The organism is Azohydromonas lata NBRC 102462, assembly GCF_001571085.1.
Classification (GTDB): domain Bacteria; phylum Pseudomonadota; class Gammaproteobacteria; order Burkholderiales; family Burkholderiaceae_C; genus Azohydromonas; species Azohydromonas lata.
This window is the reverse complement of record NZ_BCTC01000012.1, coordinates 1-17,773: the sequence shown is the minus strand read 5'-3', so window position 1 is coordinate 17,773 and position 17,773 is coordinate 1. Positions and strand designations below refer to the sequence as shown.

Below are 17,773 nucleotides of genomic sequence, written 5' to 3'. Positions count from 1 at the left end.
GCGTGCGGCGTGTCTTCTTAAGCACCTTGGGCGACGGGGCTCTCCGCACACGGGGAGCCCCGTTTCTCATTGCACTATCATTGTCCCGACCCCCCAACGCGCATTTGCGACCCTCAATTCCATGGCCGACAAAAAAGGCGCTTCAAGCGAAAAGGTGCTGTATTGCTCGTTCTGCGGCAAGAGCCAGCACGAGGTAAAGAAGCTCATTGCCGGCCCCTCGGTGTTCATCTGCGACGAGTGCATCGAGCTGTGCAATGACATCATCCGCGACGAGGTGCCGCCCGAAGGCGCCGCCAAGTCCGCGAAGTCCGACCTGCCTACGCCGGGCGAAATCAAGACCAGCCTTGACCAATACGTGATTGGCCAGGAAGTGGCCAAGCGCACGCTGGCCGTGGCGGTCTACAACCACTACAAGCGCCTGAAGCACATGGGCAGCGGCAAGGAGGAGGTGGAGCTCAGCAAGAGCAACATCCTGCTCATTGGCCCGACCGGCTCGGGCAAGACGCTGCTGGCGCAGACGCTGGCGCGGCTGCTGAACGTGCCCTTCGTCATCGCTGACGCCACCACGCTCACCGAGGCGGGCTACGTGGGCGAGGACGTCGAAAACATCATTCAGAAGCTGCTGCAGAACTGCAATTACGACGTCGAGCGTGCGCAGCGCGGCATCGTCTACATCGACGAGATCGACAAGATCAGCCGCAAGGCCGACAACCCCAGCATCACCCGCGACGTTTCGGGCGAGGGCGTGCAGCAGGCGCTGCTCAAGCTCGTGGAAGGCACCATGGCCAGCGTGCCGCCGCAGGGTGGGCGCAAGCATCCGAACCAGGACTTCCTGCAGATCGACACGACCAACATCCTGTTCATCTGCGGCGGCGCCTTCGACGGGCTGGAGAAGGTGATCCAGAACCGCACCGAGAAGTCCGGCATCGGCTTCGCCGCCACCGTGCACAGCAAGAGCGAGAAGCGGGTCTCCGACCTGTTCCGCGAAGCCGAGCCGGAAGACCTGATCAAGTTCGGCTTGATTCCCGAACTGGTGGGCCGCCTGCCCGTGGTCGCCACGCTGGGCGAACTGACCGAGGACGCGCTGGTGCAGATCCTCACCGAGCCCAAGAACGCACTGCTCAAGCAGTACCAGCGTCTGTTCGGCATGGACGGTGTGGAGCTGGAAATCCGCCCCTCGGCGCTGTCGGCCATTGCACGCAAGGCATTGGCGCGCAAGACCGGCGCGCGCGGCCTGCGTTCCATCATGGAGCACGCGCTCATTGACACCATGTTCGACTTGCCCACGCTGGACGGCGTGGCCAAGGTCGTGGTCGATGAACACAACATTGAAGAGGGCGCCAAGCCGCTGCTCGTGTACCGCGAGCAAAAGGCCAGTGCCTGAGACAGCTCTCACGACGCTTTTTTCCAGACACGGCGGCGGCCGTTCCCGCTTGTAAATCAATGCTCGGGCCCCATGTGGGCCGGAGAAAGAGAGGAACCCATGTCAGGACATCCTGTATTGCCCGCCGACTCGACCACGCTGCCGCTGCTGCCGCTGCGCGATGTCGTGGTGTTTCCCCACATGGTGATCCCGCTGTTCGTGGGGCGGCCCAAGTCGATCAAGGCGCTGGAAGCGGCCATGGAGGCTGGGCGTCAGATCATGCTGGTGGCGCAGAAGGCTGCCGGCAAGGACGAGCCGAAGGCGGACGACATGTTCCAGATCGGCTGCGTCTCCAGCATCCTGCAGATGCTCAAGCTGCCTGACGGCACGGTGAAGGTACTGGTCGAGGGCACGCAGCGCGCCACGACCACGGAAATCACCGACAACGGCGACCACTTCGTGGCCGAGGTCAGCCCCATTCCGCCGGAAACCGACACCAAGCCTGAAGTCGAAGCCCTGCGCCGCGCCGTGACGCAGCAGTTCGACCAGTACGTCAAGCTCAACAAGAAGATCCCGCCGGAGATCCTGACCTCCATCGCGGGCATCGACGACGCCGGCCGCCTGGCCGACACCATCGCCGCGCACCTGCCGCTCAAGCTCGAAGCCAAGCAGTCGGTGCTGGACCTGCACGAAGTGGACAAGCGGCTGGAGAAGCTGCTGGAGCTGCTGGAGCACGAGGTCGACATCCTGCAGGTGGAAAAGCGCATCCGCGGCCGCGTCAAGCGCCAGATGGAGAAGAGCCAGCGCGAGTACTACCTCAACGAGCAGGTCAAGGCCATCCAGAAGGAACTCGGCGACGGCGAGGAAGGTGCCGACATCGAGGAGCTGGAGAAGAAGGTCATCGCGGCCAAGATGCCCAAGGAGGCCCGCAAGAAGGCCGACAGCGAGGTCAAGAAGCTCAAGCTCATGTCGCCCATGTCGGCCGAGGCCACCGTGGTGCGCAACTACATCGACACGCTGATCAACCTGCCCTGGGCCAAGAAGACCAAGATCAAGCACGACCTGGCACATGCCGAGGAGGTGCTCAACGAGGACCACTACGGCCTGGAGAAGGTCAAGGACCGCATCCTCGAATACCTCGCGGTGCAGCAGCGCGTGGACAAGGTCAAGGCGCCCATCCTGTGCCTGGTCGGCCCCCCGGGCGTTGGCAAGACCTCGCTGGGCCAGAGCGTGGCCCGCGCCACGGGTCGCAAGTTCGTTCGCATGGCGCTGGGCGGCGTGCGTGACGAAGCCGAGATCCGTGGCCACCGCCGCACCTACATCGGCTCCATGCCGGGCAAGGTGCTGCAGAGCCTGACCAAGGTCGGCACGCGCAATCCGCTGTTCCTGCTCGACGAGATCGACAAGCTGGGCATGGATTTCCGCGGCGACCCGTCGTCGGCCCTGCTGGAAGTGCTGGATCCTGAGCAGAACCACACCTTCAGCGACCACTACGTCGAGGTCGACTTCGACCTCTCGGACGTGATGTTCGTGGCGACTTCCAACTCCATGAACATCCCGCCCGCGCTGCTGGATCGCATGGAAGTGATCCGCCTGTCGGGCTACACCGAGGACGAGAAGCTCAACATCGCCCGCCGCTACCTGCTGCCCAAGCAGCAGAAGAACAACGGCGTGCGCGACGAAGAGATGGAAGTCACGGAAAGCGCCCTGCGCGGCATCGTGCGCTACTACACGCGTGAAGCCGGCGTGCGTTCGCTGGAGCGCGAGGTCTCTAAGATCTGCCGCAAGGTGGTCAAGGGCCTGCTGCTCAAGACCTACGAAGGCAAGGTCGTCGTGACCGAGGAAAACCTCCACGACTTCCTGGGCGTGCGCAAGTACGACTTCGGTCGCGCCGAGAAGAAGAACCAGGTGGGCCAAGTGGTCGGCCTGGCCTGGACGGAAGTGGGCGGCGATCTGCTGACCATCGAGTCGGTGGTGATGCCCGGCAAGGGCAACATCATCCGCACCGGCCAACTCGGCGACGTGATGAAGGAGTCGGTGGAAGCCGCACGCTCAGTGGTGCGCTCGCGTGCCCGCCGTCTGGGTATCAAGGATGAGATGTTCGAAAAGCGCGACATCCACATCCACGTGCCTGACGGCGCCACGCCCAAGGATGGTCCCAGCGCGGGCATCGCGATGACGACGGCCTTCGTCTCCTCGCTCACCGGTATCCCGGTGCGCGCGGACGTGGCGATGACCGGCGAGATCACGCTGCGCGGCGAGGTGACGGCCATCGGCGGACTCAAGGAAAAGCTGCTGGCCGCGCACCGCGGCGGCATCAAGACCGTGCTGATCCCCGAGGAAAACGTCAAAGACCTCCAGGACATCCCGGAGAACGTGAAGAACCAGCTCGAGATCGTCCCGGTCCGCTGGATTGACCGCGTGCTCGAAGTTGCCCTGGAAACGGCTCCGGAAGCGCTGCCCGACGAGGAACTGCCGGCAAAGGACGCCGCCAAGCCCGAGGCCGCTCCGGCGGCCACTGGCGAAGCGATCAAGCACTGAAAAAAGTGCTTGCGCAGTTCTAAAAATTTGGTCTATACTGCGAGTCTTCGCTGAGCAGCAATGTGAAGTGAAGACAACGCGGGAATAGCTCAGTTGGTAGAGCGCAACCTTGCCAAGGTTGAGGTCGCGAGTTCGAGCCTCGTTTCCCGCTCCATATACCGAAAAGGAAGCCCCGGCTTCCTTTTTTCATGCAGCGGCGCGGTAGCAAAGCGGTTATGCAGCGGATTGCAAATCCGTCCAGGGCGGTTCGACTCCGCCCCGCGCCTCCAAAGAACTCTAAATAAACCCAATCTTCAGCGGCCCCTTGTGGGCCGCTTTTCTTTTTTGGGTTCAAGTTCTCGACACGCTACGTCTTGATGCCTTGGCGTCCGTGGCGCTTGAGCGCTTCGGGTCCGCTTCAGAACATCCCTCGGTACAGCGCGCAGGAACGGCACAGGCTGGGCGATTCATGGGCCGCCGCGCAGGGCCATGGCCTCCTCGCCGTGCCAGCGGGCTTGAAGGCCATCGGAGGACGCAAACACGTCGCCGAAAGTGGCGCGGTCCGCACTGGCAGCCAGGCAGTAGGGCAGCATCTGCCCGGCCGCGGTGACGTAGAGCTGCTCCCAGGGCCAGTCACAGCGCGGGCCGCTCGATGTGCGCACCGCCCGCGTATGCAGCCGCATGCCCAACTGACGCTGTCCAGCCACACCGACAGCGCGCTCGGCCCGAATCCACGCAGCGCTGCGCCCGCGCGAGCGTCAGCAGCGTGAGATGGATGTTTGCCGACACCCGGATGCCCCGCGCCGCGGCCATCTCCACCATCGCCAAGAAGTGCGGATGCAGCATGTGGGCTCGCCCAGCCCTTGCAGATGCAGCTTCTGCAGCCCCGGTATCTCGTCCAGCGGGGCTGGTGTAGTACTCCAGGGACAGTTCCGCCACCGCGCCGCTCGGTCGGTGCGCCGGGAGCCGTTTTGCGGCAGGCCGGCAAAGGCGGTCGCCACACAGGTACCCGCATGTGCGCTGAGCCATCGGCCGCAACCGAACACGGCGTCATCGAGATGGAGGCGAAACCAGGCGTGCGGGCCTGTGTGCGCTGCAGCAAAAGCCTCGCTGCGTTGCGGCAATCACCACGCCCGTGTGTGGTGCGGGGCACGTTCGCAAGCAGGCGAGGACCTGCGTTCCCGGTCCGGGGTGAAACCTCAAGGCCCGGCTGCGGACCTGGGCCAACCCGTCCCAAGCACAATGCACGCTCCAGCAGGACAGCCGGGTGCCGCATCCGGCGCATGCCGTTTCGCGCCGGGAGTGGATGGCCCATGAAAACCTTGAGGCTTGGCTTGATCGCCCTGGCCGCCGTGCTGCCGGCCGTGGTGGCGGTGCCGGCTTGGGCCGACGTCAACGTGGGCGTCACGCTGTCCATCACCGGCCCGGCGGCCTCGCTGGGCGTTCCGGAGATGAACACCGTCGCGCTGCTGCCCACGGCCGTGGCCGGGCACAAGCTCAACTACATCGTCCTGGACGACGCCTCCGACCCCGCCACCGCCGCCGCCAACGCGCGCCGCCTGGTGGCCGAGCACAAGGTGGACGTGCTCATCGGCTCCACCACCGCGCCCAACTCGCTGGCCATGATGGACGTGGCCGCCGAGACGCAGACGCCCATGGTGTCGCTGGCGGCCAGCGCCCGCATCGTCGAGCCCATGGATGCCAAGCGGCGCTGGGTCTTCAAGACGGCGCAGAACGACATCGCCATGTCGCTGTCGATTGCCGAGCACATGGCGGCCCACGGCGTGGAGAACGTGGCCTTCATCGGCTTCAACGACGCCTACGGCGAGGGCTGGTTCCAGGAGTTCAGCCGCGCCGCAGCGCTCAAGCGCATCAAGATCGTGGCCAACGAGCGCTACGCGCGCACCGAAAGCCAGGTCGCGTCCCAGGTGCTGCGCATGCTGATGGCCAGGCCCGCCGCCGTGCTGATAGGCGCGGCCGGCCTGCCGGCGCTGGTGCCGCAAAAGGCGCTGCGCGACCGCGGCTACGCCGGCCGCATCTACCAGACGCACGGCGTGGCCAACGAGGATTTCATCCGCCTGGGCGGCAAGGACGTGGAAGGCACGCTGCTGCCGGCCGGTCCCGTGCTGGTGGCCGAGCAGCTGCCCGCCACGCACCCGGTCAAGAAGAGCGCCCTGGCCTACGTCGCGCTGTACGAGGCCGCGCACGGCAAGGGCAGCGTCTCCACTTTCGGCGCCCATGCCTGGGACGCCGGGCAACTTGTCGCCGCCGCCGTGCCCGTGGCGCTCAGGAAAGCCCAGCCGGGCAGCGCTGATTTCCGTGCCGCGTTGCGCGAGGCGCTGGAGGGCACGCACGAGCTGGCCGGCGCGCACGGCATCTTCAGCCTCTCGCCGCGCGACCACCTTGGGCTGGACCAGCGCGCGCGCGTGATGGTGCGCATCGAAAACGGCGCCTGGAAATACCTGCCGCCGGCCCCACCCTGAGCTTTGCCCTGGGTCGCCAGGGCCGCCGGCTTGCCCTTGCAAACCGGCGCACCGCGCCGCGAAGGCCCTCCGCAGCGTCTTTACGCTGCAGCAAAGGAGGCGCAGCGGCCGCGTCACAAGCGAAGGTCAAACTTCAAGGCGTGAAGCAATCAGTGATTCATTCCGCTGCGCTGCGGCGGGCCGCCGTGCTGGCCGCGGTGGCGCTGCTCTCCGGCTGCGCCGCCATCCGGCCGCCTGCCGGCACCGCCGCCGCGTCCCTTCCCACCGACGCCACCACCGCCGTGCAGCAGCACGCCGGTGGGGCGGCGTCACCGGCGGCCACGGCCTCCTGGTGGGCCCAGTTCGGCGATCCGCTGCTGCCCGGCCTGGTGCAAGAGGCGTTGCAGGCCAGCCCGCAGGTCACGTCCGCGCAAGCGACGCTGCGGCAGGCGCGCGCTCTGCGCGACCTCGCGGCGGCGGGGCTGGTTCCCAACGTCGGCACCTCGGCGTCGGCCGGCCGCAACCGCGCCCGCAACGTGAGCAGCAACCAGTTCCAGGCCGGCTTCGATGCGGGCTGGGAGCCTGACCTCTTCGGCCGCACCCGCGCCGGCGTGGCCGCGGCGGAAGAAGACGCCGCCGCCAGCGCGCTGTCGCTGGCCGACGTGCAGGTGTCGCTGGCGGCCGAGGTCGCCGTGGATCTCATCACCCTGCGCGGCCTGCAGGCGCGGCTGGCCATCGCCCAGGCCAACCTGGCCAGCCAGCAGGAAACCAGCCAGATCGCGCAATGGCGGCTGCAGGCCGGCCTGGCCACCTCGCTGGAGGCCGAGCAGGCCCGCGCCGCGGCCGAGCAGACGCAGGCGCAGATTCCGTCGCTGCAGCTCGCCATCGCTCAATACGCCAGCGCCCTGGCCGTGCTCACCGGCCGCCCGCCGGCTGAAGCCCAAGCGGAGCAGCTCACCCCCCTGGCGGCCATTCCCAAGGCCCCGGATGCGCTTGCGCAAAGCCTGCCCACCGACACCCTGCGCCAGCGCCCCGACGTGCGTGCGGCCGAGGCGCGGGTGCGGGCGGCGCTGGCCCGCGTGACGCAGGCCGACGCGGCGCGCTATCCCAGCTTCAACCTCAGCGGCTCGCTGGGCCTGAGCGCGCTCACCGTGGGCGGCCTGACCGGCCCCGGCGCCGTGGTCAGCTCGCTGCTGGCCAGCCTGTCGCTGCCGCTGTTCGACGGTGGCGCCATCAACGCCCAAGTGCGCGCGCAGGACGCCGCGGCGCAGCAGACCGCGGCCACGCTGCAGTCCGTGGCGCTCAATGCGCTCAAGGAGGTGGAGGACGCCCTCGTGGAGCTGCGCAGCAGCCGCGAGCGCCAGGCCACGCTCATGCGCGCGGCCGAGGCCGCCTCCAACGCCGCGCTGCTGGCCACCCAGCAATACGGCGGCGGCCTGGTGGACTTCCAGACCGTGCTGCAGACCCAGCGCACCCAGCTTGCCCTGCAGGACAGCCTGGCCAGTGCGCAGGCCGACGCCGCCGTGGCCCATGTGCGCCTCTACAAGGCCCTGGGCGGCGGCTGGCAGCCGGACGCCACCTCGACGGCGACGGCCACGCCCTGAACCACAGCCCGCCGGCCGCACCGTGCCTGAAGCTCCCGAGCCCGCCCGCCCTCGAATCGAACCCACGCCATGAAGTCCAAAGACACCGCCCCCGAACTCGAAGCGCTGCTGGGCCCCGACGCCAAGCCGCGCGCCTGGTGGCGCCGCAAGACCCCCTGGTTCACGGCCGCGCTGCTGGCCGCCGCCGTGGCCGGCGGCATGGCCTACCGCGCGCGCCAGGCGCAGGACGCCGCGCCCGTGTACGTCACCGAGCCGGTGACGCAAGGCGACCTGAACCTCAGCGTCAGCGCCAACGGCACCCTCCAGCCCACGCGCACCGTCAACATCGGCTCCGAAATGTCGGGCACCGTCGCGCGCGTGCTGGTGGACGTGAACGACCAGGTCAAGAAGGGGCAGGTGCTGGTCGAGCTGGACCAGACGCGCCTGGCGGGCCAACTGGAGCGCTCGCGGGCGACGCTGGCCTCCAACCGCGCCAAGGTGACGCAGGTGGAGGCCACGCTCAAGGAGGCGCAGGCGCAGTTGGGCCGCTTCGAGGAGGTGGCGCGGCTGTCCGGCGGCAAGGTGCCCTCGCAATCCGAGCTGGACACCGCCCGCGCCACCGTGCAGCGCGCGCAGGCCGACCTCTTGGCCGCCCGCGCCGCCGTCACGGACGCGCAGGCGCAGGTGCTCATCGACGAAACCAACCTGGCCAAGACGTCGATACGCGCGCCCATCGACGGCGTCATCCTCACCCGCTCGGTGGACCCCGGCAACGCCGTGGCCGCCTCGCTGCAGGCCGTGACGCTGTTCACCCTGGCCGAGAACCTGCAGCACATGCGGCTGCAGGTGAACGTGGACGAGGCCGACGTGGGCTCGCTGCAGGTGGGCCAGAAGGCCGACTTCAGCGTCAGCGCCTGGCCGCAGCGCCGCTACCCGGCCACCGTCACCCGCGTGGCCTACGGCTCCACCACCACCGACAACGTCGTCACCTACCCGACGCTGCTGGAAGTGGAGAACGAAGACCTGTCGCTGCGCCCGGGCATGACGGCCACCGCCACCATCCACAGCGATCCGCGCCGCAACGTGCTGCTGGTGCCCAACCAGGCGCTGCGCTTCACCCCGGCCTCGGCCGCCGCGCCGCAGGACGGCGCCGGGCCCGGCGGCGGTGGTGGTGGCGTGGCCGGCGTGCTCATGCCGCGCATGCCGCGCGGCGCGCGCAAGCAGGCCGGCGACGCCACCGGGGGCGGCGGCACCAAGACCTTGTGGCTGCTGCAGGACGGCCGCCCAACTGCCGTGGCTGTGAGCACCGGCGCCAGCGACGGCCGCCGCACCGAGGTGCGCGGCGAGGGTATCCGAGCCGGCCTGCCCGTGATCGTGGACCAGCGCTCCGGCAAGCCGCGATGAGCGCGTCCGCTTCACCCGCGGCGGCTGGCGTGCCGGCCTCCACCACGGAGCGCATGCCGCTCATCCGGCTGCGCGGCATCACCAAGCGCTATGGCCAGGGGCAGGCCGCCTTCCTGGCGCTCAAGGGCGTGGACCTGGACATCGGCGAGGGCGAGTTCGTTGCCGTCATGGGGCCGAGCGGCTCCGGCAAGAGCACGGTGATGAACCTGCTGGGCTGCCTGGACGTGCCCACCAGCGGCCAGTACTTCTTCCGCGGCGTGCCGGTTCATGAGCTGAGCCGCGACCAGCGCGCCCGCCTGCGCCGCGAGCAGCTCGGCTTCGTCTTCCAAGGTTTTAATTTGCTGGCCCGCACGTCGGCCTTGGAAAACGTGGAGTTGCCTTTGCTTTATCGCGGCACGCCGGCCAAGGAGCGGCGGCGGCTGGCGCTGGAGTCACTGGACACCGTGGGCCTGGCGCAATGGGCCACGCACACGCCCGGCGAGCTCTCCGGCGGCCAGCAGCAGCGCGTGGCCATCGCCCGCGCGCTGGTCACGCATCCCAAGGTGCTGCTGGCCGACGAGCCCACGGGCAACCTGGACACGCAGCGCAGCCGCGAAATCATGGAGCTGCTGTGGCGGCTCAACAGCGAGCGCGGCATCACCGTGCTCATGGTCACGCACGAGAGCGACATGGCGGCCTACGCGCGCCGCATCGTCCGCTTCGTGGACGGGCTGGTGGACAGCGACGAACGCAACCTGCACCCGGCGGGCGAGGGCGGCGCCGCCCAGCCCGTGGCCGCACAGGGAGGGGCGCACTGATGCTTTGGAACAGCCTGCTGCTGGCGCTGCGCGAGATCCGTCGCCACCTGCTGCGCAGCTTTCTCACCATCCTGGGCATCGTCATCGGCGTGAGCGCCGTCATCACCATGGTGACGCTGGGCAAGGGCGCCACGCAGGCGGTGCAGGACCAGATCACCAGCTTGGGCACCAATTTGCTCATGGTGCGGCCGGGCCAGCGCCTGGGCCCGGGCGCCTCCGGCGCCGGCGCGCCCAGCTTCACCGTGGAGGACGTGCAGGCCATACGCACGCAGATCGGCGGCGTGGCCGCGGTGGCGCCCGAGGTGCGCTCCGGCGTGACGGTGGTGGCCAATGGCCGCAACTGGGCCACCAGCGTCACGGGCACCACCAGCGACTACTTCTTCACCAACAACTGGACGATTGGCGCGGGCCGCGGCTTCGAGGACGCCGAGGAGCGGGCCGGCGCCGCCGTGTGCCTGATTGGCGAGACCGTGCGCCGCGAGCTGTTCGCCGCCGACGCCGCGTCGGTGCTGGGCCAGCGGCTGCGCGTGAAGCAGTTCAGTTGCGACGTGGTGGGCGTGCTGGCCTCCAAGGGGCAGGGCGCCATGGGCAACGACCAGGACGACGTGGTGATCATGCCGCTGGCCACCGTGCAGCGCCGCGTGACGGGCAGCACGCGGGTGCAGACCATCCTGATCTCCATGGCCGAGGGCAGCGACGCCGAGCGCGTGAAGGCCGGCATACGCGACCTGCTGCGCGAGCGCCGCAAGCTCGCCGCCGCCGACGAGGACAATTTCAACGTGCTGGACACCGCGCAGCTCGCGCAGACCTTCTCCAGCACCACGCGCGTGATGACGATGCTGCTGGGCGCCGTGGCGGCGGTGAGCCTGCTGGTGGGCGGCATCGGGATCATGAACATCATGCTGGTGAGCGTGACCGAGCGCACGCGCGAGATCGGCGTGCGGCTGGCCATTGGCGCGCTGGAGGCCGAGGTGCTGCTGCAGTTCCTGATCGAGGCCGTGGCGCTGGCCGCGCTCGGCGGCGTGGTGGGCATCGTGCTGGCGGCCATCTTCTCCATCACCGGCTCGCGGCTGATGGACGTGCCCTACCAGTTCGACGTGCCCATCAACGTGCTGGCTTTCCTGTTCTCGGCGGGCATAGGCGTGCTGTTCGGCTACTTCCCGGCCCGGCGCGCGGCGCGGCTGGACCCGATCGAGGCGTTGCGGCACGAGTGAGCGGCGGGCGTGCGCGCCGGGGCGGGCGCGTCGTTTGCCTAAGCGCGGTCGCGGCCCCTTGAGACGACCGCCTGCCCATGAACGACCGCCCAACCGACACCGCCATCACCCCCCGCCCCGCGAAGTCCGAGATCAACCGCACACGCAGCAGCGCGCTGGAGTACCGCAGCCTGCTGTGGCTGCTGGTGCTCATCACGCTGGCCTTCGGCTGGATCCTGCTGCCCTATTACGGCGCGGTGTTCTGGGCCGTGGTGACGGCCATCCTGTTCGCCTCGGTGCAGCGGCGCATTCGCAAGAACCTGCGCGGGCGCGCCAACGTGGCGTCGCTGCTGACGCTGCTGATCGTGCTGGTCATCGTCGTCCTGCCGCTGGCCGTCGTCAGCTCCATGCTGGTGCAGGAGGCCATGTCGGTGGTGGAGCGCGTGCAGAGCGGCGACATCAACTTCACGCGCTACGCCGAGCAGATTTATGCGGCGCTGCCGGCCTGGCTCACGGGGCTGCTGGAGCGCTTCGGCCTGGCCGACCTGGCCGGGCTCAAGTCCGTGCTGGGGCAGCGGCTGACGCAGGCCACGCAGACGCTGGCCACGCACGCGGTGAGCTTCGGCCAGGACACGTTCAACTTCGTCATCGCCTTCGGCGTGATGCTGTACCTGCTGTTCTTCCTGCTGCGCGACGGCAACGTGCTGGCGGCGCGGGTGCGCAAGGCCATCCCGCTGGCCGAGGACGACAAGCGCGAGCTGCTCTCGCGCTTTGCCGCGGTGATACGCGCCACGGTCAAGGGCAACATCGTCGTGGCCGTGGTGCAGGGCGGCCTGGGCAGCCTGGCCTTCTGGTTCCTGGGCATCCACGGCGCGCTGCTGTGGGGCGTGGTGATGGCGGTGCTGTCGCTGCTGCCGGCCGTGGGCGCGGCCATGGTGTGGGGGCCGGTGGCCGTCTACCTCATGGTCACGGGCGCGATGCTCAAGGGCGTGGGCCTGGTCGTGTGGGGCGTGGTCGTGATCGGCCTGGTGGACAACGTGCTGCGGCCCATCCTGGTGGGCAAGGACACCAAGATGCCCGACTACCTGGTGCTGATCTCGACGCTCGGCGGGCTGGCGGTGTTTGGGCTCAACGGCTTCGTGCTGGGGCCCCTCATCGCCGCGCTCTTCATGGCGGCCTGGGACATCTTCATCGAGCGGCGCGAGCAGGCGTCGCGCTGAAGCGTCCGCGCCCGCTGGGTGTGCCGCCGTGCCGGACTGCACGGCGCGCCGCTGCGCGTGCAGGGCCTTGGCGGCGCGAGCCGTCGCGAAAGCCGCACAGCACTTAGACTCCCGCGCCCTGCGCGCTGACGGCGCGTGCATATGTTTGAGCAGTAAGGAGTCGATGGTGATGGTTGGGACGGTGTGGCACGCGGCGGCAGCCGGGTTCGAGGCGGCGCGGCGACTGGTGAACGTCCCGCCCGCGCATCGCGCCCGCAACCTGCACGGCCATGGCTTCCAGGTGCGCGTGCGCGGCGAGCTGCCCGGCGATTGGGCGGGCTTTCCCGGCGGCGAGGTGCAGCGCCTGTCCGACGAGCTGCGCGACGTGGCCGCCATGCTGGACTTCCGGCTGCTCAACGAAGTGATAGACGAACCCAGCGACGAGCGCCTGGCGCGCTGGTTCAGCGGCCAGATGGGCCTGCCGCTGGAAGTGGGCGTGCAAAGCATGGCCGACCGCGGCGTGGACCTGGACGGCACCGGCCGCGCCCATGCCTGGCGCCGCTACGCCTTCCATGCCGCGCACCGCCTGCCCAACGTGCCGGAAGGCCACAAGTGCGGCCGCATGCACGGCCACGGCTTCGAGGCGCTCATCCACGCCCACGGCGCCACGCACGAGCAGCTCGATGCCGCCTGGGCGCCCGTGCAGCTCCAGTTGCACATGAACTGCCTGAACGAGCTGGACGGGCTGGAGAACCCGACCAGCGAAATGCTCTCCAGCTGGATCTGGTCGCGCATGGCCCCCGTGCTGCCGGGCCTGGCCAACGTGACGGTGTTCGAGACCGCCTCCTGCGGCGCCTGCCACGACGGCCGCCACTGGCGCACCTGGAAGGATTTCACCCTGGACAGCGCGCTGCAGTTGAAGCGCGCGCCCGAGGGCAGCCCGCTGCGCCGCCTGCACGGCCACACCTACTTGCTGCGCCTGCACCTGGAAGCGCCGCTGGACGAGGTGATGGGCTGGACGCTGGACTTCGGCGACGTGAAGCGCCTGTTCGACCCCGTCTTCCGCATGCTGGACCACCACCCGCTGCACGAGCGCGCCGACCTGGCCGACTGCGATGCCGCGACGCTCTCGCGCTGGGTGCTGGGCCAGGCACGCGAGCGCCTGCCGCAGGTCAACCGGGTGGATCTGCACGAGACAGCCGGCTGCGGCGCCACCGTGTACCTGGGCGCCGAGGCGCCGTCGCTGCCCATCTGAGGCGGGCGCAGCGGGACGAACGCATGAGCTACGCCGTCAAGGAAATCTTCTACACGCTGCAAGGCGAGGGCGCCCAAGCCGGCCGCGCGGCGGTGTTCTGCCGCTTTGCCGGCTGCAACCTGTGGAGCGGCCGCGAGCAGGACCGCGCCACGGCCGTGTGCCGCTTCTGCGACACGGATTTCGTCGGCACCGACGGCGCCGGCGGCGGCAAGTTCGCCGATGCCGCGGCCTTGGCCGACGCCGTGGCGGCGCAGTGGCCGGGCGGTGGCCGCCCGCTGGTGGTGTGCACCGGCGGCGAGCCGCTGCTGCAACTGGACGCGCCGCTGATAGCGGCGCTGCACGCGCGGGGTTTCGAGATCGCCGTGGAAACCAACGGCACGCAGCCCGCGCCGGCCGGCCTGGACTGGATTTGCGTGAGTCCCAAGGCCGACGCGCCGCTGGCGCTGGCGGCCGGGGACGAGCTGAAGCTGGTGTTTCCGCAGGTGGAAGCGATGCCGGAGCGCTTCGAGGGCCTGGCCTTCAAGCATTTCGTGTTGCAGCCCATGGACGGCCCGGATCGCGAGCGCAACACGCAGGCCGCGCTTCAGTACTGCCTGGAGCACCCGCAGTGGCGATTGGGGTTGCAGACGCACAAGCTGCTCAACATCCCCTGAGGAATGGCCCTTTCTTGCGGCGATAATGCGCGGCTTGCCAGCCGTGCCGACAAGAGCGCACGGCAGCCCGCCCGGGTGGCGAAATCGGTAGACGCAGCGGACTTAAAATCCGCCGCCGCTAAAACGGCTTACGGGTTCGAGTCCCGTCCCGGGCACCAAATCAAATCTTCTTCAAGCCGGTTCGCCGGGAGGCGCCCGGCGTTGGGCTGCGCCATTTATTTGATTTTCTGGGCGTTGGTGCCAATTTTTAAATTATTTTGAGAATTCAAAATTAATCGACTCTTGAATATATTTATTCAATTTCATTGGGCGCGATGGCCTGCCTTGATATTTAAAAAAACATTTTCCTTTTGCTCCCGGGACCATGGCTTGCCCGCTGCCGCCAAGGCATGCGCGGCTGATTTCAAAAGCCCGTGCCCCCTTTCAGCACAAGAGGAGACTTCTCATGAGCATTTCCCTCAACGGCCTGGCGAAAAGCCTGGGTGCCGTGACGCTTACCGCCATCCTCGCCTCCGCCGCCTGGGCCCAAAGCAGCACCACGGGCACTGCAGGCTCCACCACCGGCGCGGGCACCGCCGCCACCCCGGCGCAGCCCGTGGCCTCCGGCACCGCTGCCGGCGGCAACAAGGCGGCCAAGCCGCCTGTGGAAGAAAAGGCCGCCCAGGGTGCCGCCCCGGCCAAGAAGCCCGCCAAGTCCGGCACGCAGTCCGGTGCGGCCTCGGCGCCGGACATGGGCGCCAGCCGCTGAGCTGATTCCCCTCCGGCGTGGGCGGCGTGCAGGCGGGGCACACTCGCGGCCTCGTCTTGCCCTGCAACGCGGCTTCAGCCCAGGCGTTTGAAACGCCGGGCACCGGCCGCGGCCCGCGCCATGCCTTTGTTTCCTCAAGCCCTCCTGAACCCCGGCGTCCAAAAGCGCGAGGTTTTCGGCTGGGCCATGTACGACTTCGCCAACTCCGGCTACACGACGGTCGTCCTCACCGCCGTGTTCAACGCCTACTTCGTCGGCGTGGTCGCCGGCAACGCCGACTGGGCCACGCTGGCGTGGACGCTCACGGTGGCGGCGTCCAATGCGCTGCTCGTCCTGTTCATGCCGGCGCTGGGCGCCTGGAGCGACCTGCACGGCGCCAAGAAGAAGCTGCTGGCAGCCGCCACCGTCGGCTGCGTGCTGGGCTGCGCCATGCTGGCCGCCTGCGGCCGCGGCGACGTGGCGCTGGCCGTGGCGGCGGTGCTGGTCTCCAACGCCTGCTACGGCGTGGGCGAGTCGCTGATCGCCGCCTTCCTCCCCGAGCTGGCGCGGCGCGACGCCATGGGCCGCGTCTCCGGCTGGGGCTGGAGCTTCGGCTACTTCGGCGGCATGCTCACCCTGGGCCTGAGCCTGGCCTACGTGCTGTGGGCCCAGGCGCAAGGGCAGCGGGCCGAGCAGTTCGTCCCGGTGACCATGGCGATCACGGGCGTCCTCTACGCCGTCGCTTCGCTGGCGACGTTCATCCTGCTGCGCGAGCGGGCCCAGCCTCAGCAGGCCGCCGCGGACAGGGGCACGGGGGTGGTGGACTCGCTGCGCCGCCTGCGCGGCTCCTGGCAGGCCGCGCGCCGCTACCCGGACTTCGGCCGGCTGCTGGCCTGCACGGTGGCCTACCAGGCGGGCATTGCCGTGGTGGTGGCGCTGGCGGCGGTCTATGCCGAGCAGGCGCTGGGCTTCAAGCAGACGGAGACCATGGCGCTGATCTTCCTCGTGAACATCGCCTCGGCCCTGGGCGCCTTCGCCTTCGGCTACTGGCAGGACCGCGCCGGCCACAAGCGCACCCTGGGCTGGACGCTGGTGGGCTGGATCGCCATGACGCTCCTGGCCTGGGCCGCCACGGGGCCGGGCCTGTTCTGGTGCGCCGCCGTGCTGGCGGGGCTGTGCATGGGCTCCAGCCAGTCGGCCGGGCGCGCGCTGGTTGGGCTGCTCGCGCCGCCGCAGCGGCTGGCGGAATTCTTCGGCCTGTGGACGCTGGCGACCAGGCTGGCGGCCATCGCGGGACCGGTCACCTACGGGCTGGTGACCTGGGCCACCGGCGGCAACCACCGGCTGGCGATCGCGGCCACGGGGCTGTTCTTCGTCCTGGGGCTGGTGCTGCTGAAACCGCTGGATCTGCAGCGGGGGCAGGGGGCGGCCGCAGCTTGAGCGGCAATTCGGCCCGCCAGCGGGCCTCCTACAGGCACAGCCCAGCCATTGCCTTATGGCAACGACTTCGCCTCCACGTCCCACCCCAGCCAACGCCTGGCAAACGCGCTGAGCTGCCGCGGCTCCCCGCTGCTCCACAACTGCAGCGGCGGCAAATCGCCGGGCGAATCCGCCAGCCGTGCCGCCAGCGTGGCCGTGTGCCTCGCCACGGCTTCGGCCGTGTCCACCAGGGCCACGCCGGGTAAGGCCTCGCGGATCAGCGGGGCGGCGAAGGGGTAATGGGTGCAGCCCAGCACCACCACGTCGCAGCCGGCTTCGCGCAGCGGCGCGCTGTGGCGCTGCACCACCTCGCGCAGCTCGGCCGATTGCAGATCGCCGCGCTCGATCGCCAGCGCCAGCCCCGGGCAGGCCTGCAGGTGCACGGCCGCGTGCGTGGGCTGCGCGGCCAGCAGGCGCTGGAACTTGCGGCTGGACAGCGTCCCGGTGGTCGCCATCACGCCCACGTGCCCGCTGCGCGTGAGCGCCACGGCCGGCTTCACCCCCGGCTCTATGCCCACGATGGGCGTCTCGGCATGCGCTTGCCGCAGCGCTTCCACCGCGGCGGCCGTGGCCGTGTTGCAGGCCACCACCAGCATCTGCGCCCCTTGCGAGAGCAGAAAAGCCGCGATGTGCAGGGCGCGTTCGACCACGAAGGCCTCGGTGCGCTCGCCGTAGGGCGCGTGGCCGCTGTCGGCCACGTAGAGCAGCCGCGCGGCGGGCAGCGCCGTGCGCAGCGCCGGCAAAACCGACAGGCCGCCGACGCCGGAGTCGAAGACGCCGATGCAGCAGCCGGCGCGGGGAGCAGGGTTCATGGCGGCGGCAGTGTAGCGGTGCCCACCCTTGCGCCCGGGCGCGGTGCGAGGCCCACTCTAAAATCCGCCGTCAAGCCTCAAACATTCAGACAGGAGCGCACATGAAGCTGCTGGTGCCCGTGAAGCGGGTGGTGGACTACAACGTAAAGGTGCGGGTGAAGTCCGACGGGACGGGCATGGACCTCGCCGGCGTCAAGATGAGCATGAACCCCTTCGACGAAATCGCCGTCGAAGAGGCCGTGCGCCTGAAGGAAAAGGGCGTCGCCACGGAAATCATCGCCGTCTCCTGCGGCGTCACCCAGTGCCAGGAGACGCTGCGCACGGCC

Annotated in this window: 15 protein-coding genes and 3 tRNA genes; 16 read left to right on the top strand and 2 right to left on the bottom strand. The window is 69.1% G+C overall.

Annotation, left to right across the window (positions count from 1 at the left end; genetic code table 11):
- Positions 1 to 121 precede the first annotated feature (121 nt).
- From clpX to ALA01S_RS06630, 4 genes are all read left to right on the top strand, one after another.
- Positions 122 to 1,384, top strand: coding sequence for an ATP-dependent Clp protease ATP-binding subunit ClpX (gene clpX / locus ALA01S_RS06645; RefSeq protein WP_066333781.1), 1,263 nt, complete (start codon positions 122 to 124; stop codon positions 1,382 to 1,384).
- 99 nt (positions 1,385 to 1,483) lie between these two features.
- On the top strand, positions 1,484 to 3,904 hold the full coding sequence (gene lon / locus ALA01S_RS06640) for an endopeptidase La (RefSeq protein ID WP_066333779.1): 2,421 nt from the start codon (positions 1,484 to 1,486) through the stop codon (positions 3,902 to 3,904).
- A 78-nt stretch (positions 3,905 to 3,982) separates the two neighbouring features.
- Positions 3,983 to 4,058 (top strand) — tRNA-Gly (locus tag ALA01S_RS06635).
- Between the two features lie 41 nt (positions 4,059 to 4,099).
- Positions 4,100 to 4,173: transfer RNA gene (locus ALA01S_RS06630), tRNA-Cys, on the top strand.
- A 177-nt stretch (positions 4,174 to 4,350) separates the two neighbouring features.
- Here the strand turns inward: ALA01S_RS06630 and ALA01S_RS06625 are convergent.
- Positions 4,351 to 4,566, bottom strand: coding sequence for an SPASM domain-containing protein (locus ALA01S_RS06625; RefSeq protein WP_157118794.1), 216 nt, complete (start codon positions 4,564 to 4,566; stop codon positions 4,351 to 4,353).
- Positions 4,567 to 5,196: 630 nt separating this feature from the next.
- Between ALA01S_RS06625 and ALA01S_RS06620 the strand changes: the two genes are divergently transcribed.
- From ALA01S_RS06620 to ALA01S_RS06570, 11 genes are all read left to right on the top strand, one after another.
- Entirely contained in the window at positions 5,197 to 6,366 is a 1,170-nt protein-coding gene (locus tag ALA01S_RS06620; RefSeq protein WP_084267272.1) for an ABC transporter substrate-binding protein, read from the top strand.
- A gap of 152 nt (positions 6,367 to 6,518) precedes the next feature.
- Positions 6,519 to 7,949, top strand: coding sequence for an efflux transporter outer membrane subunit (locus tag ALA01S_RS06615; protein WP_174548607.1), 1,431 nt, complete (start codon positions 6,519 to 6,521; stop codon positions 7,947 to 7,949).
- Between the two features lie 69 nt (positions 7,950 to 8,018).
- Positions 8,019 to 9,332, top strand: a complete 1,314-nt coding sequence (locus ALA01S_RS06610) for an efflux RND transporter periplasmic adaptor subunit (protein WP_066333772.1) — start codon at positions 8,019 to 8,021, stop codon at positions 9,330 to 9,332.
- Positions 9,329 to 10,129, top strand: a complete 801-nt coding sequence (locus ALA01S_RS06605) for an ABC transporter ATP-binding protein (RefSeq protein WP_238455716.1) — start codon at positions 9,329 to 9,331, stop codon at positions 10,127 to 10,129. The genes ALA01S_RS06610 and ALA01S_RS06605 overlap by 4 nt, the downstream gene beginning before the upstream one ends.
- A complete protein-coding gene (locus ALA01S_RS06600) occupies positions 10,129 to 11,343 on the top strand; it encodes an ABC transporter permease (RefSeq protein WP_066333770.1) in 1,215 nt (404 codons plus the stop codon). Before ALA01S_RS06605 ends, ALA01S_RS06600 begins: the two co-directional genes overlap by 1 nt.
- A gap of 77 nt (positions 11,344 to 11,420) precedes the next feature.
- Complete coding sequence (locus tag ALA01S_RS06595) at positions 11,421 to 12,542, top strand: AI-2E family transporter (protein ID WP_084267271.1); 1,122 nt, start codon at positions 11,421 to 11,423, stop codon at positions 12,540 to 12,542.
- A gap of 163 nt (positions 12,543 to 12,705) precedes the next feature.
- The gene (locus ALA01S_RS06590) at positions 12,706 to 13,776 is read left to right on the top strand and encodes a 6-carboxytetrahydropterin synthase (RefSeq protein ID WP_218011435.1); all 1,071 of its coding nucleotides are present in this window, start codon (positions 12,706 to 12,708) and stop codon (positions 13,774 to 13,776) included.
- 23 nt (positions 13,777 to 13,799) lie between these two features.
- Positions 13,800 to 14,429: a 7-carboxy-7-deazaguanine synthase gene (gene queE / locus ALA01S_RS06585; protein ID WP_066333768.1), complete on the top strand. Its 630-nt coding sequence runs from the start codon at positions 13,800 to 13,802 to the stop codon at positions 14,427 to 14,429.
- Positions 14,430 to 14,498: 69 nt separating this feature from the next.
- Positions 14,499 to 14,587, top strand: a tRNA-Leu gene (locus ALA01S_RS06580).
- A gap of 287 nt (positions 14,588 to 14,874) precedes the next feature.
- Complete coding sequence (locus ALA01S_RS06575; protein ID WP_066333761.1) at positions 14,875 to 15,177, top strand: hypothetical protein; 303 nt, start codon at positions 14,875 to 14,877, stop codon at positions 15,175 to 15,177.
- 120 nt (positions 15,178 to 15,297) lie between these two features.
- Positions 15,298 to 16,596: an MFS transporter gene (locus tag ALA01S_RS06570; protein WP_066333755.1), complete on the top strand. Its 1,299-nt coding sequence runs from the start codon at positions 15,298 to 15,300 to the stop codon at positions 16,594 to 16,596.
- A gap of 53 nt (positions 16,597 to 16,649) precedes the next feature.
- Here ALA01S_RS06570 and murI read toward each other — a convergent pair whose 3' ends face one another.
- Complete coding sequence (gene murI / locus ALA01S_RS06565; protein ID WP_066333753.1) at positions 16,650 to 17,447, bottom strand: glutamate racemase; 798 nt, start codon at positions 17,445 to 17,447, stop codon at positions 16,650 to 16,652.
- A 101-nt stretch (positions 17,448 to 17,548) separates the two neighbouring features.
- On the opposite strand from murI, the gene ALA01S_RS06560 reads away from it, so the two are divergent.
- On the top strand, positions 17,549 to 17,773 hold a 225-nt coding region (locus ALA01S_RS06560; protein WP_444979081.1), incomplete at its 3' end, for an electron transfer flavoprotein subunit beta/FixA family protein.

Bases quoted from the DNA above. Each gene is read 5' to 3' on its own strand.
- clpX (WP_066333781.1), top strand. From the start codon at position 122: ATGGCCGACAAAAAAGGCGCTTCAAGCGAAAAGGTGCTGTATTGCTCG.
- lon (WP_066333779.1), top strand. From the start codon at position 1,484: ATGTCAGGACATCCTGTATTGCCCGCCGACTCGACCACGCTGCCGCTG.
- ALA01S_RS06625 (WP_157118794.1), bottom strand. From the start codon at position 4,566: ATGCGGCTGCATACGCGGGCGGTGCGCACATCGAGCGGCCCGCGCTGT.
- ALA01S_RS06620 (WP_084267272.1), top strand. From the start codon at position 5,197: ATGAAAACCTTGAGGCTTGGCTTGATCGCCCTGGCCGCCGTGCTGCCG.
- ALA01S_RS06610 (WP_066333772.1), top strand. From the start codon at position 8,019: ATGAAGTCCAAAGACACCGCCCCCGAACTCGAAGCGCTGCTGGGCCCC.
- ALA01S_RS06605 (WP_238455716.1), top strand. From the start codon at position 9,329: ATGAGCGCGTCCGCTTCACCCGCGGCGGCTGGCGTGCCGGCCTCCACC.
- ALA01S_RS06600 (WP_066333770.1), top strand. From the start codon at position 10,129: ATGCTTTGGAACAGCCTGCTGCTGGCGCTGCGCGAGATCCGTCGCCAC.
- ALA01S_RS06595 (WP_084267271.1), top strand. From the start codon at position 11,421: ATGAACGACCGCCCAACCGACACCGCCATCACCCCCCGCCCCGCGAAG.
- ALA01S_RS06590 (WP_218011435.1), top strand. From the start codon at position 12,706: ATGGTGATGGTTGGGACGGTGTGGCACGCGGCGGCAGCCGGGTTCGAG.
- queE (WP_066333768.1), top strand. From the start codon at position 13,800: ATGAGCTACGCCGTCAAGGAAATCTTCTACACGCTGCAAGGCGAGGGC.
- ALA01S_RS06575 (WP_066333761.1), top strand. From the start codon at position 14,875: ATGAGCATTTCCCTCAACGGCCTGGCGAAAAGCCTGGGTGCCGTGACG.
- ALA01S_RS06570 (WP_066333755.1), top strand. From the start codon at position 15,298: ATGCCTTTGTTTCCTCAAGCCCTCCTGAACCCCGGCGTCCAAAAGCGC.
- murI (WP_066333753.1), bottom strand. From the start codon at position 17,447: ATGAACCCTGCTCCCCGCGCCGGCTGCTGCATCGGCGTCTTCGACTCC.